General features: G+C 72.0%; 24 protein-coding genes and 1 pseudogene. 16 read left to right on the top strand and 9 right to left on the bottom strand.

Annotation, left to right across the window (positions count from 1 at the left end):
- Window positions 1–69: 69 nt before the first annotated feature.
- Window positions 70–1,434, bottom strand: coding sequence for an AI-2E family transporter (locus VFZ70_09635; GenBank protein HEX6256059.1), 1,365 nt, complete (start codon window positions 1,432–1,434; stop codon window positions 70–72).
- A gap of 185 nt (window positions 1,435–1,619) precedes the next feature.
- Between VFZ70_09635 and VFZ70_09630 the strand changes: the two are divergent.
- Window positions 1,620–2,171 (top strand): annotated as a pseudogene (locus tag VFZ70_09630) (redoxin domain-containing protein).
- 166 nt (window positions 2,172–2,337) lie between these two features.
- Window positions 2,338–4,293: a protein kinase gene (locus tag VFZ70_09625; GenBank protein ID HEX6256058.1), complete on the top strand. Its 1,956-nt coding sequence runs from the start codon at window positions 2,338–2,340 to the stop codon at window positions 4,291–4,293.
- 23 nt (window positions 4,294–4,316) lie between these two features.
- Here VFZ70_09625 and VFZ70_09620 read toward each other — a convergent pair whose 3' ends face one another.
- Window positions 4,317–5,072 (bottom strand): GAF and ANTAR domain-containing protein, encoded by a 756-nt coding sequence (locus VFZ70_09620; protein HEX6256057.1) that lies wholly within the window; start codon window positions 5,070–5,072, stop codon window positions 4,317–4,319.
- A 268-nt stretch (window positions 5,073–5,340) separates the two neighbouring features.
- Here VFZ70_09620 and VFZ70_09615 point away from each other — a divergent pair, with 268 nt between their 5' ends.
- The 10 genes from VFZ70_09615 (at window position 5,341) to VFZ70_09570 (ending at window position 13,055) form a co-directional block, all read left to right on the top strand.
- Window positions 5,341–6,321, top strand: a complete 981-nt coding sequence (locus tag VFZ70_09615; GenBank protein ID HEX6256056.1) for a YihY/virulence factor BrkB family protein — start codon at window positions 5,341–5,343, stop codon at window positions 6,319–6,321.
- A 5-nt stretch (window positions 6,322–6,326) separates the two neighbouring features.
- Window positions 6,327–6,884, top strand: a complete 558-nt coding sequence (locus VFZ70_09610) for a hypothetical protein (GenBank protein ID HEX6256055.1) — start codon at window positions 6,327–6,329, stop codon at window positions 6,882–6,884.
- A complete protein-coding gene (locus tag VFZ70_09605) occupies window positions 6,881–7,207 on the top strand; it encodes a hypothetical protein (protein HEX6256054.1) in 327 nt (108 codons plus the stop codon). Before VFZ70_09610 ends, VFZ70_09605 begins: the two co-directional genes overlap by 4 nt.
- A 258-nt stretch (window positions 7,208–7,465) precedes the next feature.
- Window positions 7,466–8,395, top strand: a complete 930-nt coding sequence (locus VFZ70_09600) for a hypothetical protein (GenBank protein ID HEX6256053.1) — start codon at window positions 7,466–7,468, stop codon at window positions 8,393–8,395.
- Window positions 8,392–8,913: a phage holin family protein gene (locus VFZ70_09595; protein ID HEX6256052.1), complete on the top strand. Its 522-nt coding sequence runs from the start codon at window positions 8,392–8,394 to the stop codon at window positions 8,911–8,913. The genes VFZ70_09600 and VFZ70_09595 overlap by 4 nt, the downstream gene beginning before the upstream one ends.
- Window positions 8,910–9,623 carry a DUF3618 domain-containing protein gene (locus VFZ70_09590; GenBank protein ID HEX6256051.1) on the top strand — a complete coding sequence of 238 codons (714 nt, stop codon included), beginning with the start codon at window positions 8,910–8,912 and terminating at the stop codon, window positions 9,621–9,623. Before VFZ70_09595 ends, VFZ70_09590 begins: the two co-directional genes overlap by 4 nt.
- 358 nt (window positions 9,624–9,981) lie before the next feature.
- Window positions 9,982–10,461, top strand: a complete 480-nt coding sequence (locus VFZ70_09585) for a hypothetical protein (protein ID HEX6256050.1) — start codon at window positions 9,982–9,984, stop codon at window positions 10,459–10,461.
- Entirely contained in the window at window positions 10,458–11,069 is a 612-nt protein-coding gene (locus VFZ70_09580) for a hypothetical protein (GenBank protein ID HEX6256049.1), read from the top strand. The genes VFZ70_09585 and VFZ70_09580 overlap by 4 nt, the downstream gene beginning before the upstream one ends.
- 4 nt (window positions 11,070–11,073) lie before the next feature.
- On the top strand, window positions 11,074–11,712 hold the full coding sequence (locus tag VFZ70_09575) for a hypothetical protein (GenBank protein HEX6256048.1): 639 nt from the start codon (window positions 11,074–11,076) through the stop codon (window positions 11,710–11,712).
- Between the two features lie 2 nt (window positions 11,713–11,714).
- Entirely contained in the window at window positions 11,715–13,055 is a 1,341-nt protein-coding gene (locus VFZ70_09570) for a 1-acyl-sn-glycerol-3-phosphate acyltransferase (protein HEX6256047.1), read from the top strand.
- A 119-nt stretch (window positions 13,056–13,174) separates the two neighbouring features.
- Here the strand turns inward: VFZ70_09570 and VFZ70_09565 are convergent, their stop codons facing one another.
- Window positions 13,175–14,395: a CHAD domain-containing protein gene (locus VFZ70_09565; protein HEX6256046.1), complete on the bottom strand. Its 1,221-nt coding sequence runs from the start codon at window positions 14,393–14,395 to the stop codon at window positions 13,175–13,177.
- Between the two features lie 137 nt (window positions 14,396–14,532).
- Between VFZ70_09565 and VFZ70_09560 the strand changes: the two genes are divergently transcribed.
- Both VFZ70_09560 and VFZ70_09555 read left to right on the top strand, forming a co-directional pair.
- Window positions 14,533–15,546: a Gfo/Idh/MocA family oxidoreductase gene (locus VFZ70_09560; protein HEX6256045.1), complete on the top strand. Its 1,014-nt coding sequence runs from the start codon at window positions 14,533–14,535 to the stop codon at window positions 15,544–15,546.
- A 59-nt stretch (window positions 15,547–15,605) separates the two neighbouring features.
- Window positions 15,606–16,022, top strand: a complete 417-nt coding sequence (locus VFZ70_09555; GenBank protein ID HEX6256044.1) for a hypothetical protein — start codon at window positions 15,606–15,608, stop codon at window positions 16,020–16,022.
- 457 nt (window positions 16,023–16,479) lie between these two features.
- Here VFZ70_09555 and VFZ70_09550 read toward each other — a convergent pair whose 3' ends face one another.
- Together VFZ70_09550 and VFZ70_09545 are read right to left on the bottom strand one after the other, a co-directional pair.
- A complete protein-coding gene (locus tag VFZ70_09550; GenBank protein HEX6256043.1) occupies window positions 16,480–17,133 on the bottom strand; it encodes a hypothetical protein in 654 nt (217 codons plus the stop codon).
- Between the two features lie 282 nt (window positions 17,134–17,415).
- A complete protein-coding gene (locus tag VFZ70_09545; protein ID HEX6256042.1) occupies window positions 17,416–18,732 on the bottom strand; it encodes an aminotransferase class I/II-fold pyridoxal phosphate-dependent enzyme in 1,317 nt (438 codons plus the stop codon).
- A 52-nt stretch (window positions 18,733–18,784) separates the two neighbouring features.
- On the opposite strand from VFZ70_09545, the gene VFZ70_09540 reads away from it, so the two are divergent.
- Window positions 18,785–19,465 (top strand): pyridoxamine 5'-phosphate oxidase family protein, encoded by a 681-nt coding sequence (locus tag VFZ70_09540; GenBank protein HEX6256041.1) that lies wholly within the window; start codon window positions 18,785–18,787, stop codon window positions 19,463–19,465.
- On the opposite strand, the gene VFZ70_09535 is transcribed toward VFZ70_09540, so the two are convergent.
- Window positions 19,426–20,235 (bottom strand): phytanoyl-CoA dioxygenase family protein, encoded by an 810-nt coding sequence (locus VFZ70_09535; protein HEX6256040.1) that lies wholly within the window; start codon window positions 20,233–20,235, stop codon window positions 19,426–19,428. The two genes, VFZ70_09540 and VFZ70_09535, sit on opposite strands and share 40 nt — an antisense overlap.
- Before the next feature lie 29 nt (window positions 20,236–20,264).
- Entirely contained in the window at window positions 20,265–20,807 is a 543-nt protein-coding gene (locus VFZ70_09530) for a MarR family transcriptional regulator (GenBank protein ID HEX6256039.1), read from the bottom strand.
- Window positions 20,808–20,892: 85 nt separating this feature from the next.
- Between VFZ70_09530 and VFZ70_09525 the strand changes: the two genes are divergently transcribed.
- The gene (locus VFZ70_09525) at window positions 20,893–22,266 is read left to right on the top strand and encodes an extracellular solute-binding protein (protein ID HEX6256038.1); all 1,374 of its coding nucleotides are present in this window, start codon (window positions 20,893–20,895) and stop codon (window positions 22,264–22,266) included.
- Window positions 22,267–22,400: 134 nt separating this feature from the next.
- Here VFZ70_09525 and VFZ70_09520 read toward each other — a convergent pair whose 3' ends face one another.
- Both VFZ70_09520 and VFZ70_09515 read right to left on the bottom strand, forming a co-directional pair.
- Window positions 22,401–23,957: an AMP-binding protein gene (locus VFZ70_09520; GenBank protein ID HEX6256037.1), complete on the bottom strand. Its 1,557-nt coding sequence runs from the start codon at window positions 23,955–23,957 to the stop codon at window positions 22,401–22,403.
- On the bottom strand, window positions 23,954–24,715 hold the full coding sequence (locus tag VFZ70_09515; protein ID HEX6256036.1) for an enoyl-CoA hydratase/isomerase family protein: 762 nt from the start codon (window positions 24,713–24,715) through the stop codon (window positions 23,954–23,956). The genes VFZ70_09520 and VFZ70_09515 overlap by 4 nt, the downstream gene beginning before the upstream one ends.
- Between the last annotated feature and the right edge of the window lie 273 nt (window positions 24,716–24,988).

Raw genomic sequence — 24,988 nt, 5'->3', positions numbered from 1 at the left:
CGCCACTGTACTCATCGGTCGTGCGCTGTGCCGCGACAGCCCCACGCCGCCGACACGCGCCCCGTCGCGTCAACCGCCCTCTGGCTCGGCAACCTTCGCATCGGCCGCCCGCGTCTCAGCGCCCCTCGCGTCCGCCGCCCGCGCCTCGGCGACCTTCGCCTCGGCGGCGCTCGGCTCGGTCACCTGCGCGTCGGCGCCCCGTGGGTCGGGCGCCCGTGGGTCGGTGGGCGTCGGCCCGTGACGACCGTCGGGGTCGCGCGGACCCGTCGCACCCGTCCGCGGCCGCAGCGGCGCGTGCCTGCTCCACGACGTTCCTCGGCGCCGCCCCGGCGGGTCGACGGACGCCGTGTCCGCCCATGGCACCCGTGTCTCCCAGAAGTGCCGTACCAGGACGCTGCCTGCGGCCACCGACGGCACGGCCACCAGCAGACCCAGCACGCCGTAGACGGTGCCGGCGATCACCAGCGACAACAGCACCACGAGCGGATGGACCTGCACGTTGCGGCCCATGACCAACGGTGAGATCAACTGGTTGTCGAGCTGCTGCACCACGAGCAGCACCAGCAGCACCAGCGCGGCCAGGCCGATCCCGTCGCTCACGAGCGCGATCGACACGCCGAGAACGCCTGCGACGAACGGTCCCAGCAGCGGGATCACGTTGGTCAGTCCAGCCGTCACCCCGACGAGCAACCAGAACGGCAGACCGACCGCCGCGAGTCCGATCGACGCCGCGACCCCGACGAACAATGCCACCAGCAGCTGTCCGCGGATGAAGCCACCCACCACATCGTGCAGCTTGGTCGCGACCTCGCTCGCCTCCGCCCTGTGTTCGGGTGGCATCAACGAACGGGTCCAGCGGCGCAGCCGGGGCAGGTCGACCAGGACGTAGAACGCCACGACCGGGCCGAGGGTGAACACGAGGACCACCTGCAGCAGGCCAAGCGCGAGCCCCGACAGGCCACCGAGCAGGCTACCGAGCGCCGGCAGCGCGCCGCCCTGCAACGCCTGCTCGATGTTGGCCTGCAGTGCTGCGCCGTCGACCGCGTCACCGATCGGGACATCGACGCCGAGCGGTGCGAGCCGACGGTCCAGGTCGTCACCCAGCGCGGCGAGCAGATCGGGGAGGCGTTCGACGAACGTCTCGAGCTGCTGGGTCAGCAACGGCGCGAGGACGGCACCGAGCACCGACAGCAACAGCACCGCCGCCAGGTACGACAGCAGGGTGCTCACCCAGCGCGGCAGGCCCCTCCGCTCGAAGCTCGCGACGACGGGCGAGAGCAGGTAGACGATCACGGTGGCCAGCAGCAGCGGTGGGATCACCACGGTCAGTGGGCGGGCGAGCATGCGCCACAGCACCCAGACCAGGACGACGACCCCCACCGCGAGCCAGACGCGATAGGCCGCTCGTTGCACCGGGCCTGCGGGCGCGCTCATCGTGATCGCATGGTAGCCCGTGGGGGGTGGGTAGACCCGGGATGCCACGCCAACCGGGGGAACCCCAGATGATCAACGCCACCGTCCGCGACCAGAACGACAGCGAGTGGACACTCGCCGACCACGTCGACGACGCGGGGATGGTGCTGGTCACGTTGCGCGGCGACTGGTGACCGTACTGCAACTGCCAGCTGGTCAGCTTGGCACAGCGCTATGACGAGTTCCTGGCAGCCGGCGCGCGCATCGCCGGTGTGAGCGTCGACGCTCCCGCACGCAACGCCGCGATGATCACCAAGCTCCGGCTGCCGTTCGCGATGCTGTCGGATCCCGACGGCACGCAGATGCTGCGGCCGCTGGACGCGTGGAACCCGGGCTCGAGTCGGGGCGACATCGGCAGGCCAGGGGTGTTCGTGTTCGATCCCGAGGGCACCGAGCGGATCCGCCAGGTGGGACGCGACTTCGCGGACCGCATCACCGAGGACGAACTGCTCGCGCATGTCAGTGGGCTCGGGCTGCCACCCACCGGGCAGCCGACGCTCGACCACGTCGACCCCCAACCCGGCGATGATGCGATGCCGGTGAGGGCGCTGCTGCCGTACGCCCGCGGCGCGAAGTTCGCGGCCAAGGCCATGGGTCTGCGCCACCCGGCAGCCGCTGAGGACTCGAAGCGGTATGTCGCGCAGATGGACCGCTACATGGAGGCCGTCCGCAAGCTCCGGGCCGAGACCGGCGGGTAGCACCGCCCCGGAACGAACGTCGCGGCCGACCGGATAGGATCGTGTGCCGCCCCGTGCCCTCGGCGACACGCGAGGTGGACTACCATCTCTGGCGCATGCCGGCCACCGGGACGTCCGGAGGCTGGGCGCGCTCACGCGACTCCACCGTGCGGGCGTCGGCGGGGCAATGACGACGATCGGGAGCCTCCAGGACGTGGCTGGGTTGCCGCAGCCGGGCGACATCTGGACCGACCGGTACGAGATCACGACCGTGCTGGGCCGCGGTGGGTTCGGTCGTGTCTACCGCGCCTGGGACCGCCTGCTCGAACGGGACGTCGCGATCAAGATGCTGCGCCCGTCAGAGGACTTCACGCCGACCGAGCAGCGACGCTTCCGGCGTGAGACGAACATCGCGGCGAGCCTCGATCACCCCAACATCGTGACGGTCTACGACGGCGGCGACCGGGACGGTCTGCTGTACCTGGTCATGCGGTTCGTGGCCGGACGCGATCTGCGGTACGAGCTCGAGGACGGCGCGCTGGCCCAGCGGCGCGCGGTTTCGGTCATCCGCCAGATCGGGTCGGCGCTCGACCACGCCCACGCCAGAGGGCTGGTGCACCGCGACATCAAGCCCGGCAACATCCTGTGCCTGGCCGACACCGACACCGTCTACCTCGCCGACTTCGGCATCAGCCGACCGATCGATCAGACGACCGACAACCCCGTGACCCAGGGACTGGCGCCGGCGACGCTGGCCTATGCGGCGCCCGAGCAGATGCGCACGGGCGCACGGATCGACGGTCGCACCGACGTGTACGCGCTGGGGTGTGTGCTGTTCGAGTGCGTCACGGGACGCAAGCCGTTCGAGGGCGATCTGGCGGCCATGGTCAACGCCCACCTCAACGAGGCCCCGCCCAGGGTGTCCGAGGTGCGCGCGGACCTGTCCTCCGCCTGGGATGGGGTGATCGCCACGGCGATGGCCAAGGACTCCGCGCGGCGGTACCGGCGGTGCGCCGCACTCACCGCAGCCGCGGAGGACGTGCTGGCGAGATCACCGACAGCGGCCGCGCAGCCATCCGCCGCCAGGCGACCTCCCGCCGCCGGGGCGGTGCCGCCGGCCGGGCAGCCAGGTGGACCGCCCGAATCCCGCGAGGGGCGGACCCGGCGGTTCGAGCGCGCAGAGGTGCGCACCCAGGTCGTGCGACCACAGGACCACACGACGACCGGCACGTCCTCGGATGAGCTCCCGCCGACCACGGTCCCGTCGACCGGTGAGGCGGCCGCATCCACGGCGGTCGTCGGCGACCGTGCAGAACTCGGCGACCGTGCAGAACTCGGCGACCGTGCAGACCTCGGCGACCGCGCCGACCTCGGCGACCGTGCGGACGGCGTGGACCGCCCCGCGGACGGGTCAGCGGACCGGGCCGACGCGCCGCCCACGGACGCGGGCGCACGTGCATCCGGCGCTGACGAGGGCGCACGCCCACCCGGGCGCGCTGGAGCACCGCAGCCGGCCGGCACCGCCGCCCGCCGGCGGCCCACGGATCGCGACGTCGGTGACACCGGCCGCAGTGACGGGCTCGGTGGGCACGCGGTCGTCGTCGTGGTCGTCGGCATGCTGCTGGTGCTCGGTCTCATCTGGGCGATGGTGCGGGGCGGCGACCTCGACCCGGGTGGTTCCGCGTCCCGTGGGGCCGACACGGCCGACGGGGCCGCACTGGATGCCGACCAGCGCGAACTGCTCGATGCCCTGGGTGTGTACGACGCGCAGGCCTGCCGGCCACCGACCCGGGATCCGCTCGCCGGTGAGCAGGTGGCGATCTCATGTGCGGAGGACGCACAGACACCGACCCGGGTCGTGTTCCGTCGCTTCGGCTCGACGACCGAACGCGATGACGCGTTCGACGCACTGGCCCGCTCGGCTGGTGACGGAGACTGCCGCGTCGACCGGCGGGCGACCCACGCCTATGCCGGCAGTGCCGGATCGGGCCGCGTCGTGTGCGCTGTCGACAGCAGCACCGCGGGTCTTTCCTGGACCGTGCCGGACGCGCCGTTGATGGGCAGTGCCCGTCTCGACGACCCTGACGCGGCAGATCAGCTGTACGCCTGGTGGAGCGATGTCGTGCAGCGCTCCGACCGCTGAGCCGACGCCGCTCCCGGTCGCGGTCAGCGCGTCAGTTCGTCGAGCGCCAGGTCGCCGTGCAGCAGCGATCGCGCGATCATGCGCACGCGCACCTGGTGGCGGCGCGCGTAGCCGCGGATCAGCTCGAACGCGTCGGTCGGCTCGACGCCCGCGAGCGCGGACACGTAGCCCTTGGCCTGCTCGATCAGCACGCGGCTGTTGAGCGCCTCCTGCAACTGACGGGTCAGCAGGTCCTGCTGTGCGATGTCCCGGGCGTTGAGGAGGTAGGTCGTCCCGACATCGGCGAAGACGCCACCGACCTCGATCTGGTCGTCCGAGAAGGGACCGGGCTCGTCGTTGTACAGGTTGAGCGCCCCGATGACCTGCTGGTCAAGACGCATCGGGAAGCTGTAGACCGCCGCCATCCCCGCCTCGAGTGCCCGCGGTCCGAAGTTGGGGAACCGCGGATCCGAGCGCAGGTCGTCGGCCAGCACGATCTCACTCGTCCGGTAGGCGAGCAGGCACGGTCCCTCATCGAGGTCGACCTGCAGCGCCTCGAGCTTGTGCAGGACCTCGTTGTTGGTCGAGCAGAACCGCAGTGCTCCGGCCGCGTCGGCCAACATGACGCCGGCGCCCGCGACGTCGAGCACCGCCGTGATGTCGGCCCCGAGCTGCTCGAGGACGTCATCGAGGTCGTACTTGTCGACCAGGGTGCCGGCGAACCGCTCGAGCACCTTCCAGAATCCGCGGTGATCGACGCCCTGCGTGGGCGACGCGTCGCTCATCACCTGCTGGGCCATGTGTGCTGTGCCTCCGTTCTCCCCTGCCTGACCCATGCGCCCTCCCGCCTGACCCGTACTGTACCGAGCACACCGACCGGACGGCATTCCGGCGGCGCGGCCGAGGTGCGTCCGCACCATTCGGCGACATGTCTTCCACGGGTGCATGTGCAGCACGACCGTGGGTACTCCCCACCCTGACGATCGCAGGCCCCAGAACCCGCGGTCGCATCCCGGGCCCCCCAGACCTCGGCGCCCATCCGTCCCTTCCGCACGGTTTGGAGCGCCGATGGACACCTCGCACGCATCACGGCCCCACGAGCACGACGAGCGTGGCCGACGCGCAGACCGCCCCGGCCAGATCGGGTCCCGCGGCTTCATGGACGTCGCCAAACGGGTGATGGCCGAGGTCAAGGCCGACCATGTGCCCGTCGTCGCCGCCGGTTGCGCGTTCTACGCCTGGGTGGCTCTGATCCCCGCACTCATCGCGCTGATCATGATCTACGGACTGGTCGCGTCCGACGCGACGATCCAGGACCAGATCGCCCGCGCGACGGCGTCGATGTCAGAGGACGTCGCAGGCGTCATTTCGGACCCGATCCGGTCGGCCACCGGGATGGACGGCCTGGGCGTCGGCGCCCTGCTCGCGTTGGGCGGTGTGCTGTGGAGCGCATCGGGTGGGGTCGACGGACTCATCAAGGGCATCAACATCGCCTACGACGAGGAGCAGCGCTCGTTCCCGCGGCGGCGCGGACTGGCACTGCTGCTCACCCTTGGAGCGATCGTCTTCGTCGTCCTGGCCGTCAGCCTGATGGGCGTCGTGCCCGTCCTGCTCGAGCAGGTCGCACCCGGCCCGGTCGCGGCGATCGCCGGTCAGATCGCGAGCTTCGTGCTGCTCGCCGCGCTGATGATGGGTGCGCTCGCCGTGCTCTACAAGGTCGCTCCACACCGTGAGGACCCGAAGCTCCGGTGGGTCAGCTGGGGCGCGGTCATCGCGACGGTGCTGTGGACCATCGGCTCGGTCGGGTTCTTCTTCTTCGTCGACAACTTCGGTTCCTACAACGAGACCTACGGCGCGTTGGCGGGGGTGATCGTGCTCAACCTCTGGCTGCTGCTGACGATGTTCGTGATCCTGCTGGGCGCCGAGATCAACTCGGAGCTCGAACACCAGACCGCCCGGGACACCACGACCGGTCAGCCGGCGGCGATGGGCGAGCGTGGCGCCCGCAAAGCCGACCGACTCGGCGAGCCGGCCGCGCAGAAGGAGTAGACGTCATGGAGCTGTGGATGTGGATCGCATTGGCCGTAATCGCGCTGGTGATCGTGGCGCTCGTGGTGGGCTTCGCTCGTGGCCGTGACCGCCGGCGGTTGCGGAAGCGGTTCGGGCCCGAGTACGAGCGGACGGTCAAGCGCCGTGACTCGAAGGATGCGGCGCACGACGAGCTCGAGCGTCGTCTGGAGCGACACGAGAGCTACCAGCTGCGCAGCCTGGACGACGACGAACGTGAGCGGTACGTCGCCCGCTGGCGAGAGCTGCAGCGGACGTTCACGAGGCAGCCGGCAACCGGCCTGCTCGAAGCTGACGAGGTGACCACGCACCTGCTGGCCGACGTCGGCTACCCGACGGACAGCTTCGCGCAGCAGGCGGCTGACCTGTCGGTGGCCCACGCGGACGTCGTCGACGACTACCGCGAGGCGCGCGCCGTGACGCACGACGTGCGCGGCGGCAGAGCCGGAACCGAGGAGATCCGCGTCGCGCTGCTGCGCTACCGCAAGGTGTTCGAACGTGTCGCCGAGGCGTCCGTGATTGACGACGAGGAGGAGGTGTCATGACCTCGACATCGACCGACGGATCATCCACCCTGCTGGCCGACGACGACCGGGCAGGGCTCCGCGAGCGGTGGAGACACATCGTCGAGCGCTTCGTCGACGACCCGAGGGCGGCGGTGCGCGCGGCGGACGAGCTGATCACCGACGTCATCGATCAGATCCGGTTGTCGCTGGATCGACGTCGTGTTGCCGCGGGCGACGACGGACCGGATCCGGACGACGCGACGACGGAGCAGCTGCGCGAAGCGCTCCACCGCTACGAGCGGCTGTTCGAGCAACTGACCGACGTGCCGGCGCCGGACGCCTGGCACGACCGCCCGGACTGATCCTGACGTCGCACCGGTGCTGGTGGTGGCCCCCGCACCGGGACGATCCGTCGCAACCCGCTCCCCTGTCCCCGGAGCGTCCGCCCGACGACGGGCGGACTGGCCACCGGAGCATGTCGCGCCGACGGCGCGACGCCGCTCCCCACACGACCCCGGTCGGCCCGACAGGTCCGGACCGGGAAGGCCGGCAGCCCGCCGGCGGCCCCGGGACGACGCACATCGTGCCGGACTAACCGAGACAGCACGAAGGAGCAACTGATGAGCGACCAACGATCGACATCGTCGGGCGGGTACGCCAACGACGTCGCCCGCCGGGAGGGTGAGCACCTCAAGGGCAGCGCCCGCGATGCGGCGGCCACCGTCGGCGACACCGCGGCACAGCACGGGCAACGCCTCAAGCGTGACGCCCGCGAGCACGCGCGCGGCGTCGCGCGGAATGCACAGCGCCAGCTGCGCGGCCACGCGCAGGAGGAGACACAGCGGGCGGGCGCGGCGCTGAGCACCGCCGGCGACCAACTGCGCGCCCTCGCCCAGGGACGCGTCGACGACGCGGGCGTGCTCGGTGACTACGTCGACCAGGCCGCGGACGCGGTCAACCGCTGGGCACACACCGTCCAGGACCGCGGTCTCGACGGGCTGCTCGATGACCTGCGCTCGTTCGGGCGGCGCCGCCCGGGCATGTTCCTCGCCGGCGCGCTCGCCGCCGGTGTCGTCGTGGGCCGGTTCGGACGCAACGCGGCGCAGGAGCTCGGCGACGAGACCGGGGCGCGGCGGTCGGGCGAGGCTGCGCCTGCGATGCCAGACAGGGACGACGCCGACGGGGAACGCCTGCGGGCGGCGTCGGAGCACAAGGATCGTCACGTGACCGGCCGGGATGACGCCGCGTGGACGCCGGTCGGAGGGCTCGCGGACACCGGAGCGCATGACGCCACCGACACTCCCGACCCGGTCACCCACCCGTCCGTCGAACCGCGGCCGACCGACGAGCGCGCCGCGTCCGACGATGTGATCATCGGCTACGCCACCGACGACAGCGCGGTCGTGACCGGAGTGGACGACGGACCGTCCGACACCGACCGGCGGCGGGCCGAGCGGACGCCCGGCGAACACCCACGCGACGAGCAGGCGCCAGCCCACCAGGACCCGGCGCACCGGCCGATCGACGTCGAGCAGGGCCGGTCGCGATGAGTGGTCCCGTTCCCCGCGAACCGTCCGAGCCGGCACGCGCGGTGCCGGAGTACCCGGACGAACGACCGCGCACGCCGGTCGAGGGGTCGCACACAGGGCACGTCAAGACGAGCGATCCGTACGCGCCGCGCGAGCCGGACGCCGGCCTGCCGGAGCTGATCTCGCGGCTGACCGACCAGTCGTCGACGCTGTTCCGTCAGGAGATCGAGCTGGCCAAGACCGAGCTGAAGCAGGAGATCCGCACCGCCGGCCGGGCGGGCGGCCTCATCGGCGGCGCAGCGCTGGCGGGCTTGTTCGCTCTGCTGCTGTTGTCGTTCGCCGTCGCCTGGGCGCTCGGAGACATCGGCGCATTGAACCCCGCGCTCGGCTTCCTGATCGTCGGCCTCGTCTACGCCGTCGTCGCAGGCGTGCTCGCGATGCAGGGTCGCAGCACTGCCGAGGACGTCGACCCGTCACTGCCACACACCACCGAATCACTCAAGGAGGACGCCCGATGGGCCAGGAACCAACCCCGATGACCCCACCACCCCCCGCCGACGCCGCCGACGCCGACGACCTGCGCGCCCGCGAGGCCGCCGCGCGTCGTGAGCACCTGGCGGAGCGCCGCGACGACCCGGAGGCCATCCGCCGGGACATCGCCCACACCCGCCGCGACATGGAGGGCACGATCGAGGCCATCAACGACCGCGTGAACCCCTCGCGCGTCTACGAGCGCCGCAGCGGTCGCGCGCGTCAGCGGTGGAACCGCCTGAAGTCGTCGATCATGGGGTCCGACGACAGCTCATGGTCCACGGACCCGTCGAGCTCGTGGGCCGACCGCACCCCCGATGTCGACGTCTCGGGGCGCGCCCGGCAGGCCAAGGCGGCGATCAGCGACGCACCGGACGCCACGAAGCGGCGGACCCGCGGCAACCCCCTGACCGCGGGCATGATCGCCTTCGGCGTCGGCGCGTTGATCGGCGGCGCGCTGCCCGAGTCCGAGGCGGAACGCCGCGTGGTCGGCGAGGCCGACCGCCACCTCGACATCGAGGGAACCAGACAGCGCCTGACCGATCGCGCACAGCAGGTCGGCGACGATGTCCGGTCGTCCGCGCAGGAGGCCGCGCAGGACCTGAAGGGATCGGCGCAGGACGCGGCGCACGACGTCCGGGACGACGCGCGTCGCGAGGGCGAGCGCGTCCGCGAGGACGCGCAGCAGGCCGGTCGACGAGCGCGGCACGAGAGCTGAGGTCGCCAGGTCGGCAACACGGCGAGGAGCACCACGATGCGGTTCGACGGCACCAGGTCGTGGACCTGATGCGCGCTCGTGGTGAGCCGGGCGACCCCGACGGGCCGAAAAGGCGCGCCACCAGCTGCCCGACACGATCGGGACGGTCGACCCGTAGCACCGCGACATGTTGGAGCGTCTCGGCATCGACCCCGGCCGACCTGGTGAACAAGCTGGCCGGCGGCACCGTCGGGCTGTAGAAACGAGCGGCAACGCCCGGACCGGCGCTGACGTCGCCGGTCCGGGTGCTGCGGGTGCCCATCGCTCAACATCTGCCGTGGGCCCTTGCCAGAGCATCGACCCCGGACCGGAGCAACGCATGGGACTGCCCGACATCGACGCGAACGGCAACCTGCCCCCGGGCCGCCACGACGCCACGGTGGATGAGGTCCGTGCCACCTTCGTCGACCCGTTCGTCGGCTCACACACACGGCGGGCGATCTTCGACTGGTGGACCGAGCTGCGCGACGCGCTGCGCGAGCTCGGGGCGTTCGAGGCCCATTGGCTGGCCGGGAGCTTCGTCACCGACAAAGCCCAGCCCAACGACCTCGATCTCATCACCGTCATCGACGGCGCGGCGTTCGACGAGATGCCGCGGCACCGGCGTCAGGTGATGCGGTCCATGGTGGCTGGTCACGTGACCGAGGAACTGTGGCGGTGCGACAACTACCCGGTGGTCCGCTACCCCGACGGTGATGCCGGCCAGGTGCCCGCGCGCGCCGTCGCGACCATGTGGGAGGCCCACTTCGGAACCGACCGCGACGGCAACACGCGCGGGTTCGTCGTGGTGCAGGCATGAACACTCCCGCGGCAGAGCTGTACGAGGCCATCGCCCACATCGACGAGGCGCTCGAGCCCTTCACGGGTCCGCAGGTCGAGGAGCGGCCCGGGCTGCGGTGGATGCACCGGACGCTGCAGCAGCGCCGCGACCACATCCTGAGCAGGATCGCCCGGACCGAACGGTCCACGCTCACCGTCCGTGTGCGGACCGCCGCGGGCTCGTCGGCGGTGCCGGCCGTCGTGGTGTCGTCGGTGCTCGACCGCGTGCAGCAGGCCCTGTACGAGGCGTCGACGACCGTGTCGTGGCCGGACGGCCTCGACGATGCCGCACGGCGGGATGCCGTGACGCTCGTCGTGGGCGACGCGGCGGCGGAAGAGGACGAGTGGGCCGTGGAACTGCATCGACCCGTCGGGCCGTTCAGCGCCCAGCCCCTCACGGCTGACGGCGGTGCGCTTGCGGTCGACGCGGCGCTGGCAGCGCTGCTCCGCGCGGTCGAGCCGGCGCCGGGCGCGTTGGGCACGCTCGTGCTGGACCACGGCCTGTCGATCGATCTGGCGACGGCCCCCGCCACCGGCGAGGCCGCAGCGGCGTCGATCGACCGTCACACCCTCCGCTCCGGGGAGTAGCCGCGTGGCCACTGACCCGCCGCTCGGCGCGGCCGACTGCGAGCGCATCCGACCCGGTCCGATCGCCCAGCCGGCGAACACGATCAGCGCGGCGTTGCTGGCGGCGACGGGTGCGTGGATCGCCCGCCACAACCGCCACCACCGCCATGCGTGGCTGGTCGGCGGCACGGTGGCCGGCGCCGGCGTCGGCAGCGTCGCCTACCACGGGCCGGGCGGGCGCCTCGGCGGATGGGCCCACGACGCCACCATCGCTGCGATGCTGGGCGTGATCTGCCTGGAGGACGTCTCAGAGGTGCGACCGGACCTGGCACGCGTTGCGACCGCGGTGTACGCGGTCGCCATCGCCGGCATCAGCGCGCTGCTGGCCACGCGACCTACCAGCATCCGCGCCGTGTCGGCGTTGCTGGCGGGGGCGGCAACGGTCGCGGAGATCTCCGCCCGGCGGGTGGCGCGCGGCGACACCGCCAGGTCGCACCGCGTCGCCGAGGCGCTCATGACCGCGGCGCTCGTGGCGTACGCCGCGGGGCGCACAGGAGCGCCGACGTGCCGTCCCGACAGTTGGATCCAGCCGCACGGACTGTGGCACAACCTGTCCGGCGCGGCCATTGCCGCATGGGCGCACGCGGCGCTGAAGAAGCGTTGACGGTGGCAGCGGGCCGTCCACTGGTCGACATGGCGCTCGACGGTGTCGCGTGGCTGGTCAGCCACGGCCTGTTCCGCACGGTCGACGTGATCGGCAGGTCGCGGATCCCCGACGACCGCCCCCGTGTGATCGTCGCCAACCACTTCAACGGCCTGGTCGACGCCGTGCTGCTGGCGGTCATCTGCCGCGGCGTGCCACGCTTCGTGGCCAAGGCCACGCTGTGGCACTCGGTGCTGGTACGACCGCTGCTGGCGCTGGCCGGACTCGTGCCGGTCAGGCGCCCCGGCGACCATCCCGGCGGGCCTGTGGACAATGCCGCGTTGTTCGGCCGCGCGCACGACCTGCTCCGCCAGCGCGGGATGCTGGCCATCTTCCCCGAGGGCACGACCCACGACCGGCTCGAACTGCAGCGTGTCCGCACCGGAGCCGCCCGCATCGCGCTCGGCGCGTACGACGCCGGTGTCGACGGCGTCACGATCGTGCCGATCGGCCTGACGTTCGACGACAAGCTGGCGCTGCGCTCCCGGGTGCTGGCCCGCGTGGGCGACCCGATCGACATCGACCGCTGGCTGGCCGCGCGCGACGATGCGGATGGCGTCCACGACGTGGACGAGCACCCGACCGTGCGCGCGCTGACCGAGCAGATCCGCCGTCGCCTGAGCGAGACCACCCCCCGGTACGACGACGTGCTCGAGCGCGCCATGCTCAACCGGGCGGCCGACGTGCGACTGCGCACCGATCTGACGTCGCCCGATCAGATCGTGTCGCTCGCCCGCCGCGAGTCGCTCGCGCAGGCGATCGCCGATGCGCCCGCGTCGGCACGGCGGGACGTGATGGACGCGCTCGGCACGTACCAGGTGCAACTGGATCTGCTACGGCTACGTGACGACCTGCTGGTGCCACGCGTCGATGCCGCGTTCCTGCTGCGGCGTGCGTTGGGGCTCACGGCTTACCTCGTGCTGCTCGGCGTGGTCGTGGTGGCGGGCGTGGCCGTCAACCTGGTACCGACCGTCCTGACCGCCGTGGCGGGGCGCCGACCAGCGGTTCCGGTGACCAAGGGCACGGTGCGCGTCCTGACCGCCCTGTTCGTGTACCCGCTCGCCTGGCTGCTCGTCGCGATCGCGGCACCGGTGACCGGGTTGTGGCCGACGCTGGCGGTCTTCCTGGCGTGCCCGGTCGCTGGCGCTGTGGCGGTGGGTGGCCTCGAACGGGTGATCGCGCTCGCCCGCGCGTGGACGGGGTGGATGGGCCTGCGCAACACGCGCGGGCTGCTCGACCGCGTGCTGACCACCCGTCGCCGGGTCTGCGAACAGGTCGACGTGGCCGCGGCGCAGCGCCCGTGACCGCCGAGGGACGACGTCGGCATGCGCGCCATCCGCGGGTCGGACCACCGCGGTCGCCTACGTGTCGCGGGGTCAGGCCCCGCGACAGGTGTCGGCGGTGGCACACGCCAGTTCCACGTTCACGGCCCGGCGGACGCCTGCACCGAGCGGTCCCCGGTCCATCCCGACGTGCGGATCGCGGCGATCAGCTCATCACGGTCCATCGTCGACCGCATCGCGATGTCCAGGTCCCGCGCGATCGCGTAGAGCTGACGCGCCGACTGCTCGTCCAGATCGTCGTCGGGCGGCGCGAGGTCGGAGATCTCGCCGGTCGGCAACTCGTCGCCGTGCTCCAGCCATGCGCGCCAGTAGCCGGCGAGGCGCTCGGAGAACGTCGCCGGAGGCTCGACGTACAGCCGCGACCCGAGGCGCCACGCGCGTTGCTGCAGATCCTCGCGCACGACATCGACGACCGCTGTGGTCTCGCGCAGCACCTCGTCGCCTCCGAAGGCGTCCACGTCCGCGCGCATCTGCTCGAGCAGCACGGCGAGGTCGTGGTCGTCGCCGAGGGCGTCGGACAGGTCGTGCAGTCGCCCGGTCAGGGGCCGGAGCACGCTCGGCGCCGCGTCGCGCAGCAGCCGAACGTGGTACCAGGTGTACTTGACCCGCTTGCGCCACTGGTGGAGCAGCTCGTCGGTCGGGGTGAACATGCTGTCGCGCAGGCGGTCTCGTCCCCGCCGGTAGGTCTTGGCGATCCCGTCGCGGATGACGTCGACGTCGTCGGTCAACGGCCATTCATCGATGCCGTGGCGTCCGGCCGCGAGCAGGTCGCGGGCACGCAGGATCCGGTCGTCGACGGCTGTCCCGTCACTGTCCACCGCCCCGCTCCCAGTGGTGCCGGTCGTCGTCCTCACCGCCGCGGACGCCGCGTCGGCACGGGCCGCGAGCTCGGCCCGCACATGCCGCAACGCGTCAGTGCTGTCGGGACGGCGGTCGCCTACGGCCGCGACGAGATCATCAAACGTCGCGAGCAGCGCGTGCGCGTCGCGGATCGAGGCCAGCTCACGCGCGGCATCACGGAACGTGACGTTCGCCTCCGTGTAGACGTCGCCCATGCCGGGGCGCACCAGGCGGATGAGCCCGCGCAGCATCTTGCAGTTCTTGCGGACCTGGTGGACCGACTCCTCGATCTCCTCCCCCGGGTCGTCGAGCAGGTCCAGCGCCTCGTCCACGAGCTCGCGGGCGATGCGGCGGACGCCGACGGGCAATGACTCGTCACGTTGCAACCGGTAGGCCATGGTGTCGTCGTACCCGCTGTCGGCCGCGGTGTCACCACGACCACGTGATCGGGCGATGAACACGTGACATCGGTCGCCGTACGAGGGTCCGTCCACCTCCGCACTCGCCGGGGCTATGCTCGCCGACCGGACGTCGACACGATGGCAGCGGCGCCATCCGCACCCGTCCGGACGGCAGGCGCCGCAGGACGGGACGTGGGATGAGCAACGACACGATCCTCTGGGGCATCGTCGGTCCCGGGCGCATCGCCGCCAGGGTCGCCGAGGATCTGGCCGTGAACGAGGGCGGGCGGCTGCACGCGGTCGGCTCGCGGTCCATCGACCGCGCCCGCGCGTTCGCGGACGAGCACGGCGCCGCCGTGGCCCACGGGTCGTATGGCGAGCTGCTGGCCGACCCCGACGTCGACGTGGTCTACATCGCCACGCCGCACCGTCAGCACCACGCACTCGCTCTGGCTGCCGCGGCCGAGGGCAAGCACCTGCTGGTCGAGAAGGCGTTCGCGTGCACGCTGGCCGGCACGAGCAGGGTCATCGGCGCCGTCCGCGACGCCGGGGTGTTCTGCATGGAGGCCATGTGGACCCGGTTCCAGCCGGCCGTCGTGAGGCTGCGCGACCTGCTGGCCGACGGGGCGATCGGCGAGGTCCACAGCGTGCGGGCCGACTTCGGCCGGCGCACACGGTTCGACCCGGACGACCGGCTGTGGGATGCCGCGCAGGGGGGCGGCGCGCTGCTCGACCTGGGCGTGTACCCGGTGTCGTTCATCCAGTCGGTGCTGGGTGGCACGCCCGCGGAGCTGCACGTGGCAGGACGCACCGCACCCAACGGCGTCGACGCCGACGCCACGGTCACGTGGCACACGTCGGACGGCCGTGCCGGCATCGGCCAGTGCTCGCTGTCCGGTCCGCTGACCGGCACGGCCGCCGTGTTCGGCGCCGACGGGTGGATCGAGGTGCCGGCCCCGTTCCATCACCCCGACCGCATCGTCGTGCACCGCGTGCGGGGACAGGACGACATCGACGCCGAGACGGTGGATGCTCCAGCGACCGGGAACGGCTACTCCCACGAGCTCGACGAGGTCCACCGCTGCCTGCGCGCGGGGGTGACTGAGAGCCCGACCATGCCGCTGGACGACACGGTCGCCGTGATGTCGGTCCTCGAGCAGGCCCTGCACGCCCTGGGCGTCCACTTCGACGAGGGCGCGGTACCCATCTGACCGACCGCCGGGGCGCCATACTGGTGCGGCAGCGACAGGTCGGCACGACGATGCGACGGATGGCGGCGTTGACGATCGTGGCGGTGATGGTCGTCGCCTGTTCGGACAGCGGCGCCGCGCCGGTCGAGACCCCCGTCGGCCGGCGGTCCGATCCACCGCCGTTGACCCTCTACGTCAGCAACCAGAGCTACGCCGAGCCCGAGGTCGGCGTCACGGTCACGGTCGACGGCGAGGTCGTCGTCGACGAACGCTTCCCCGTCAGGGACCAGCACCATGTGGTCCCGTTCACGGTCTACATCGATCCGGGTGACCACACGCTGACCGCGACGTCCGACTCCGGCACCGAACACACCGTCGAGTTCACGGTCCCCGACGACGCGCCGTGGTGGGCCGCCGTCCTGTACTGGTGGTATCCCGAGGACGGACCGCCGGAGTTCACGGTCGACATCAGCGACGAGCCGATCAGCTTCGGCTGATCCTGGCGGCGCCGCGGGCTGATCCACCGGTCGGGTGTCGCCGCCCGGCCAGTGCTGCCGCGCTCCACGGCGTGCCGCACGCCCTGCGCCCGCATCGTCGAACCCGCACGCGACCGCAAAGGCCGCAAAGGCCGACATTCCACCGTGCCCGCGACATCAGGCGCACCTCCGGCCCGGCGTCGAGGAGCTCACGATGCGACTGACAACAGCCGTACCCACGCGTGCGTCCCGACGGGCGTGCTGGCGGTACTGGCAGCACTGACGATGCTGCTGGTGGTCACGGCGCCCGGCGCGGCGACGGCGGGCGTCCCGGGAGATCGCTTCGGCTGCCAGCTGCGACGACCCGCGGCGACAGTGCTGCACCCGTGAGCTGATGCGTGCGGCGACGGTGATCGACGACCATGCGGGCGGGCCACTGGTCACGGCTGCGGTGGGCCCGGTGGCTGACTGAGCGCTATCAGATGACCACGACGACACGAAGCGCGCCGCGGTTGGCGCCGCCGCCACCACCACCTTCGGGCAGCGGTGCCGGGACGAGCAGCTCGACGGTGCCATGATCGCGGATGTCGTCGACCGTCAGATCGACGAGCCAGACGAGTCGACCAGCGACGGTGAGGTCGTCGACCACCGCTGGACCGGAGGTGCTCGCCAACGCCACCGCCGTCCAGCGCCGGCCGCCGATGTCGAGCACGACGTCCTCGGGCCGGATCTCCCGCCGCAGGCCGGTCGTGTTGTCGAAGATCGCGTCGACCGCCACCACGGTGGCGATGTCGCGGGTCATCTCGGCGCACGCCGGCATGTCCGCCGGCGCATCGTCCGGACACCACCGCTCGGGCAGGATCAGCGACAGCCGCTCGAGGGAGACCCCCACGCCGCCACGCACCGCCTGCGTGCCGAGCGAGCCTGCCGTGATCCGCCAGTCGATCGCCCGCGTCAGACTCGGCTGCGGCCGCCCCGCGGGCGCCGTGGACGAGCCGAACGACGCGTCGCCGCCGGCATCGGCCACCGCACGGGTCGGGGCGGACACGACGAGCTGTTCGGCGTCATCCGCGCCCGCGCAGGCGGCGACGACGGTGCCGAGCGCGACCACCGCGACCAACGACCTGCGCACGTGGGCCACCCTCCCGGTAGCGGACGTCAACGGTAACAGCGGGATGGCGGCCATGTAGTGACGGTCGTGCACGGGGGAGTCCACGCGGTGGTTGCGACCTCACGGGGCGGGTGTCACTCGCCGGGGCCGGTGTCACTCGCCGGGGCCGGTGTCACTCGGCGGGGCGGGTGTCACTCGGCGGGGCGGGTGTCACTCGCCGGGGGTGGGTGTCGCTCGGCGGGGCGGGTGTCGTTTGACCGGAAAACGGGGTGAAAGGGCAACCACCGCGTGATTCGTGCAGGCTCAGGCGGGACGGGTGGCCGACGGCGCGAGCAGGGTCGCCAGGTCCGCCGCCACACGCCCCGCGTCAGCGGGATCGAGTGAGGCCGCGGTGATGCGTATGGCCGGATCGGCCGACAGTCGGAACGGTTCGCCCGCCCGCACCGCCCAGCCGGCGCGCTGCATCCCGGCGACGACCGCGCCCTCCTCGGGCACCGGGACCCACACGTTGAGACCGGATCGACCGCTGGCGTCCAGGCCGACCGCGCCCAGCGCGGCGACGAGCGCGTCTCGGCGGCGTGTGTAGGTCGCGGCGGCGCGGTCCAACAGGTCCGCAACGTTCGGGTCGGTCAGCAGGTGCGCGGCCAAGCGCTGCAGGATGGTGCTGACCCAGCCGGGCCCCAGACGCTGGCGGCCTTCGACCCGTGCGACCGTGTGGCGGTCACCGGCCAGCACCGCCAGCCGCAGATCGGGGCCCAGCGACTTCGCCATCGACCGCACGACCGCCCACCGGTCACGACCACCCGTGAGCGTGTGGTATGCCGCACCGGCGACGATGCCGGCGTGGTCATCCTCGATCACCAACACGACGGGGTGCGCGGCGAGCACCGTGCGCAGCTCCGCCGCCCGGTCGGCGTCGAACGCCGCCCCGCGTGGGTTGTGCGCGCGAGGGGTCACGAGCACTGCGGCAACGCCCTCGCGCAGGGCCGCAGCCAGGCGATCGGGCGACATCCCGCGGTCGTCCACGGCCACACCCACGGCGTCGAGGCCGCGGACGCGTATCAGGTCGCGGGTCCCGGTCCAGCACGGGTCCTCGACCGCGATGCGGTCGCCGGGACGGAGATGGACGTCGAGGATGCGGTCGATGCCGTCGAGCGCGCCGCTGGTCACGGCGACGTGCCCCGTCGCCACGTCATCCGCCTCGAGCTCGTCCCCGACGGCGTCCAGCAGTGCGGGGACGGCGGACGGGTCGCCGTACAGCCTGGGGCGTCCGCGCCTGACGAGTGCAGGCAGCGGTGGCAGCAGCGCCGGATCGGGGTTGCCCTGCGCAAGATCGACCACGCCGTCGGGAACGTCGGTCGCCGGCGGCGCGACCAGTGGTGGGCGGTGGGCGATCTGCACGCCCCGCCGCGGCCGGTTGAAGGTCACGCCGCGCGCGCGTAGATCACGGTAGGCGGCCGCGACGGTCGCCGGACTGACGGCCAGCTGGGACGCCAGCGCCCGGACCGGAGGCAGGTCGTCCCCCGGACGCAGCGCACCATCCTCGACACCCGTCTCGACCGACGCCACGATGCCGCTGCGGGTCGAGCCGGTGATCCTATACTGTGATCGCACAGTCATTTCTCTGTACTATACCAGAATGGCTTCCATGGTCGACAACAGAATGGCTTCCATGGTCGACACCCTCTCCCCCACCGAGCGCACCCGTGTGCGGCGCGCGCCCGACCGCGCAGCGACGGACCCGGCGCTCCTGCGCGCGGTGCTCGACGAGGCGCTGATCTGCCACGTGGGCTTCGTCGACGACGACACGCCCGTGGTGATCCCGACCGCGTACGGTCGCGACGGCGACCTGGTGTACCTGCACGGGTCGACTGGCAGCCGCATGATGCGTCACCTTGCCACCGGCGCTCCGGTCTGCGTCACGGTGACGCTGCTCGACGGGTTGGTGCTCGCGCGATCGGTCATGCACCACTCGATGAACTACCGTTCGGCCGTCATCTTCGGCACGGCGCGGGCCGTGACCGACCCGGCCGAACGCATGCACGCCTTCGAAGTGATCACCGAGCACCTGGTGCCCGGGCGTTGGGCCGACGCCCGCCACCCGAACCGACGGGAGGCGGCCGCCACGGCGATCGTCGCCCTGGACCTGACGGAGGCGTCGGTCAAGCTGCGCACCGGCGGTCCCAACGACGACGAACAGGACCTCGACGCGGGCACGTGGGCAGGCGTGCTGCCCATCACCAGCCACGTCGGCACGCCGGACGCAGACGCCCACACACCGCCCGGGGTCGCCCCGCCGCCGTACGTGACCGGCTACACCCGCCCCTCCCACAGCACGGGGAACAGCGGGTGATCCATCGGGGCGCCAGCCGCCAGGTCGTCGGCGAGGCCCGGGAACGGCGGTGAGGTCTTCCACGGCCGCGGCGCGTGCGTCATGTCGGCGCCCAGGAAGCGCAGCGACAGCGCCCGCCGCGGGTGGGTCATGCTGTTGCCGGCGGCCGCGTGCAGGGTGAGCATGTGGAACAGCACGACGTCCCCGGGCTCCAGGTCCCAGCCCACGATGCGGTGGCGCTCCCGCTCGGCGTCGATCGGCGGCACCGGGCGCAGGCTGCCCTCGGGGAACCACTTCGCTTGCTGGTCCAGGAACGTCGTCGGCAGGTACCACGAGCCGTCGTGTGACCCCGCCACGAACTCGAGCGTCGTGTGCCGCGCGACGGGGTCGACCGGGATCCACGCGCTGATGTTCTGGCGGCCCTCGACGTTGTAGAAGGGCTGGTCCTGGTGCCAGGGCGTGCGCTGCTGCGCGCCGGGCTGCTTGACCAGCACGTGGTCGTGGTAGAGGCGGACCTCGGGCGAGCCCATGAGCACACCACACAGCGCCGGCAGGCCGGCGGCCTCGGTGACCTCGAGCAGCTGCGGATGCCGCTGCCAGTTGCAGAAGTCCTCGAAGAACTCGGGTTCGCCGGGTCGGCTGGCGACCTGACCGTTCGGTCCCGGATCGGCGAGCATCGCCTCGACCACGCTGCGGATGACGGCGATCTGGTCGTCGTCGAACACGCCCCGTACACAGACGGCGCCGTCACGGCGGAACCGCTGCACCAGGGCGTCGTCGACGCTCGCCATGGCCACAGCATGACACGCGCCGCGAAGCCTCACGCACGCACGGCGTCGCGCGCCTGGATCCACACGCAGAACTGGTGCACCTCGGTGAGCTGGTCGACGGTGAGGCGCTGCTCCACATCGATGTCGACCGGCGTGACCCGGTACGGGCGCAGCGGCACGCCGGCGACCGCGCGGACGGCATCGTCGAGGTCCTGCAGCCGCGCCCGGACCGCGTGCAGGCGCTCGCCGAGCTGGTCCTCGATCGCCGTCACCACGCGACCGAACGCGGTGCGCGCCCGTTCGGTCTCCCGCCGGCCGTGGTCGGTGAGCACGATCAGGTGCGACCGGCCGTCGTCGGGGTTGGGCCGACGCGCGACGAACCCGCGGCCCGTCAGCCGACGCAGCACCCCCGACACCGTCGTGGCGGGCATGCCCGTCAGCTCGCTGATGCGCGCCGGGCTGATCGGGCCGTGGCCGTCGAGCATCGACGTCATCGCGTAGTCGAACGCGTTGAGGTCGGTGTCGGCGAGGGCGTAGTCGACGACGCGGCCGACGCTGCGGCCCAGCACGAAGACGTCGAACAGGACCGTCATCGCGGATCCTCCCGGTTGCAGTTCGCCGCCGTGTCGTCGTATGGTGCTCATGCATAGTAACTACTTCGTATACGTAGGACCAAGCATGCGCATCCGCCTGCTCCTGACCATCACCGCCGTCGCGCTGGCGGCCTGTGGCTCCGGGGCAGCCGAGTCCGACGACGGCGCGGCGGGGCAGGCGTCGACGGGCGCGTCCTCGACGCCTGCCGGTGCAGGCGCACTGCTCGAACCCGCCCCGATCGTGTGCCCGGACGTCGACGGCACGCTGCTGTGGCCCGACGATGCCGATCTGCGGTACGGCCCCTACGCGGGTGGCGCCGATCACGGCGAGTGGCTGCGCTCGACAGCGGAGCGCTTCGCCGGCGAGGCCGGCGTGTCGCTCGGCGTCGTCAGCGGCAACTTCTACGGCGCGCCGGTGCCGGGGGACCTCACCGAGCGGGTGACGGGCGATCCGCCGGCCGACGTCGTCAGCGCCTTCGTTGGTGGCAGCCTGACCGCATGCGCCGAGCAGGGACTGCTAGCGCCCCTCGACGACCTGTGGACCGAGCGCGAATGGGACGACGCGCTGCCCGCCGCGGTCACCGACCTGGCGACGGTCGACGGTCGGCGGTACTGGGCGCCGACGACCATGCAGCCCAACCCGATCTTCTATCGGACCGACGTGTTCGCCGATCTGGGTCTGGAGCCGCCGACGACCTGGGAGGACCTGCTCGCCGTCTGCGACCGCCTGCGCGAGGACGGCCGTGCGGCCTTCACGTCGGCCGGTACCTGGTCACCGCCGGCCGCGCGCTACTTCACGATCCTGAACCTGCGGCTGAACGGCGCCGCGTTCCACGAGGAGTTGCTGCGCGGGCGCCACTCGTGGAACGACCCGCGGCTGGTTCCCGTGTTCGACCATTGGCGCCAGATGATCGACCGCGGCTGCTTCGTCGACGACGCGATGAGCAACGACTTCCGCGAGGCGGTCGGCGACCTGGCATCCGGCGACGCGGCAATGTGGAACATCGGCGAGTGGTTCTACGAGTTCGTCGACGACGACGTCGCGGACACGCTCGACTTCTTCGCCTTCCCCCAGCTCGATCCCGACGTGTCGCCCGCGGAGATCGCGCTCGTCCAGGGCGTCGCGGTCGTCGCCGACGCGCAGGACCCTCAACTCGCGAACGACCTCGCGGCGCACCTCAGCTCGCCGGACACCCTGCGCGCGCAGTTCGACGCGCTCGGCCGCGTGGCGGTCGACGCCCGCGTCGACCTGCCCTACGACGACGTGCACGCGCGCCTGCAGGCCCACGTCGACGACGCCGACCAGGTCGTCGAGCTGCTCGAGTTCACTGCCGAGCCCAGCTACGCCGCCTCGATGCTGTCGACGTTCGTGCGGTTCCACCGGACACCCGACGACCTCGACGACCAGATCGCCGACCTCGAGGGAGTCCGCCGTCGCGTGTTCGTCGAGGGCGGCTGACCACGGCGCGCCGGGTCGGACGGGGCGCGGGCCGCGCTGCGTCGCGCACGCCGCCCACGTTCGGCAGCGCGGTGGTGCGGGCAACGCCGCAGCGGCACGCGTCATGCTGCTCGCCGCCTGCGGCGGCACGGCGGCTACGACGCCCGCGGTGACAGGTCGATCAGCGCGCCGTCGGGCGGGCCGAGCTCGTGCTTGGCCACACGTTCGGACGGCGTGTGCGGCAGCGCGTCGCGGAACTCCCAGAACCGCGGCACCTTGAACGACGCGAGCCGTTCGGTGAGGTACGCGTGCAGGTCCGATGCGGCAGGTGGCCCGTCACCGTCGGTCGTCGCGACGACCAGCGCCCGCAGCTCCTCGCCGACGACGTCGTCGGGCTCGGCGACGACTGCACACTCGAGCACCAGCGGGTGGGTGACCAGCGCCGCCTCGACCTGGGCGGCCGCGACGTTCTCACCGGCGCGCCGGATCATGTCGCGACGGCGTCCGCGCAACATCAGCCGCCCCTCCGCGTCGCGGACGACGAGGTCGCCGGTGTGCGCCCAGCCATCGGCGAAGAACGCGGTGGTCGCGGCGGGATCGTCGACGTAGCCGTCCATCATCCCGAGTCCGCGGAGCAGGAGCTCACCTACCTCTCCCTCGCGGACGTCGCTGCCGTCGGGGTCGACGACGCGGGCCTCACAGTGGGCCAGGACCGTCCCGAGGCTGCCGGACCCGACCAGCGCGTCGTGATCCTCGTCAAGCACCGCGATGTTCAGCCCGGTCTCGGTCATGCCGTAGACCTCCGACCACGGCACGCCCCACCGGCGTTCCAGCTCGGCGTGTACCTGCGGGGGGATCGCCGAGCACGACACGCGCTCGAGCCGATGGTCCCGATCGTGCGGCGCCTCGGGCTGTCGGAGCAGCAGGACCGGCATCGTGGCCAGGCAGTAGAAGACGGTGACGCCGAAGCGGGCGACATCACGCATGAACGTCGACGGGTGGAAGCCGTCGAGCACGACGAGCTCAGCGCCCGCGCGCAGCGCGGCGGCGGTGTTCCACAGCGGGTCGATGTAGGAGAAGGGCTGGGCCGTCAGCAGGACGCTGGCGCCGGTCAGTTCCAGCAGGTCGACCGCGGCCTGTCCCATGTACTGCCAGTAGCGGTGACTGAGCGCGCAGCCCTTCGGCAGGCCGGTGGTGCCCGAGGTGTACTGGATGTTGGCCAGCGCCGCGGGAGGGATGGACGCCGCCGGCGACGCCGGTCGGTGGGGCCACCCCTCACCGGTGACCCGCTCGATGGTGATGTCCCGGTCGCTGCCGGCGGCCGCCGCGGCCGCGCCGTCGCGCGTGCCGTCGTCGGCCAACACCAGGCTCACGCGGCCGTCGTCGAACTGGTGCCGGGCATCGACGGGACCGGAGCGCTTGTTGACCGGCACCGCGACCATCCCCGCCGACACGACACCCAGCCAGGCGACCGGGTAACGCAGCGTGTTCCCCAGCATGAGTCCCACGCGATCACCGACGCCCAGGCCGCGCTCGGCCAACAGCGTGCGGACGCCGGCGACACGCTCAGCGAGCTCGGCGTAGGACAAGGCCGTCCCGTCACCTGCGCGCAACGCGATCCGGTCACCGTGCTCAGCGGCGCGCCGGTCGATCAGCGCACCGAGCGTCCAGTCGAGGTCACTGCGCCGGCGCAGGCGTGACTGGGCGCTCATCGGGCCCGGTCGCGGAATCCCGCGGCGCCCGCGGTCACGACGCCAGCCGCGAATGCCTCACGCGCGATCTCGCTCTCACGCTGCAGGGCCGCCTCGACGGCCGCGCGGTCGGGACGCAGCATCCGCAGGTGCCACCGGGTCGCGGTGCCCTCTGCGACCCAGCGGCCGATGCGTTCGACCGCGGCACCCACGGGATCGTCCGCCAGTTCGGTGAACAGGCCCAGTGCCAGCGCATCGTCGGCGTCGATCCGGCCGCCGTCGAGGATCAGCGGCAGCGCCCGCGCGCCCACGATCTCGCGAAGCAGATGCGTCGATCCGTTGGAGATGGTGAGACCGAGGCCGTTCTCCGGGAACAGCAGGAAGGCGTCGGGGGCGGCGATCCGCGCATCACACGCCACAGTGAGCTCAGCCGCTCCTCCGACGGCGAGGCCGTTGATCGCGGCGACGACGGGCACCTCGGTGTCGAGGACCGCACGGGTCAGCCCCTGGAAGCCCTCGATGAGCTCGTCGAAGGCGGTCGCGTCCAGGTCGGCGGTGGCGTCGAGATCGTCCCCGGCTGAGAACGCCCGGCCCGTCCCGGTCAGCACGAGGCCGCGCGTCGTCGCCGAGTGGTCTCGGATCGCCGACGCGAGCGCCGGCAGCATCGTCGGGGTCAACGCGTTGAGCTTGTCGGGCCGATCGATGCGGAGGACGGCGATCCCGTCCATGCGCGCGACGACCAGGTGCTCGCCGGCTGGTTCCCACGTCAGCTCGTGCATTGGTAGTCAGGGGCGCACGTACCGCGGTGCGGTCGTGTTTCCCCTTCCCCCTTTCAATCCGTACGTGCGGTTTGCCCGCATACGGCTTACCGATGGCCTTCTTGGCATGGTTACGCCGCCTTCGGAGTCGGATACTTCACGGTGCCACGCAGGCGGAACAGGCCGTGGGCTTCGAACCACTCGCGCGTCCACGCATCGGCCCGCCCGGCGTGCAGGTTGCGGCCATATCGCCTGATCAGCAGACGCTTGAGCCGCCACACGACGTAGCGGTCG

The organism is Euzebyales bacterium (assembly GCA_036374135.1).
In the GTDB taxonomy this organism is placed as follows: Bacteria; Actinomycetota; Nitriliruptoria; order Euzebyales; family JAHELV01; genus JAHELV01.
This window is presented reverse-complemented; position numbering and strand designations above follow the sequence as displayed.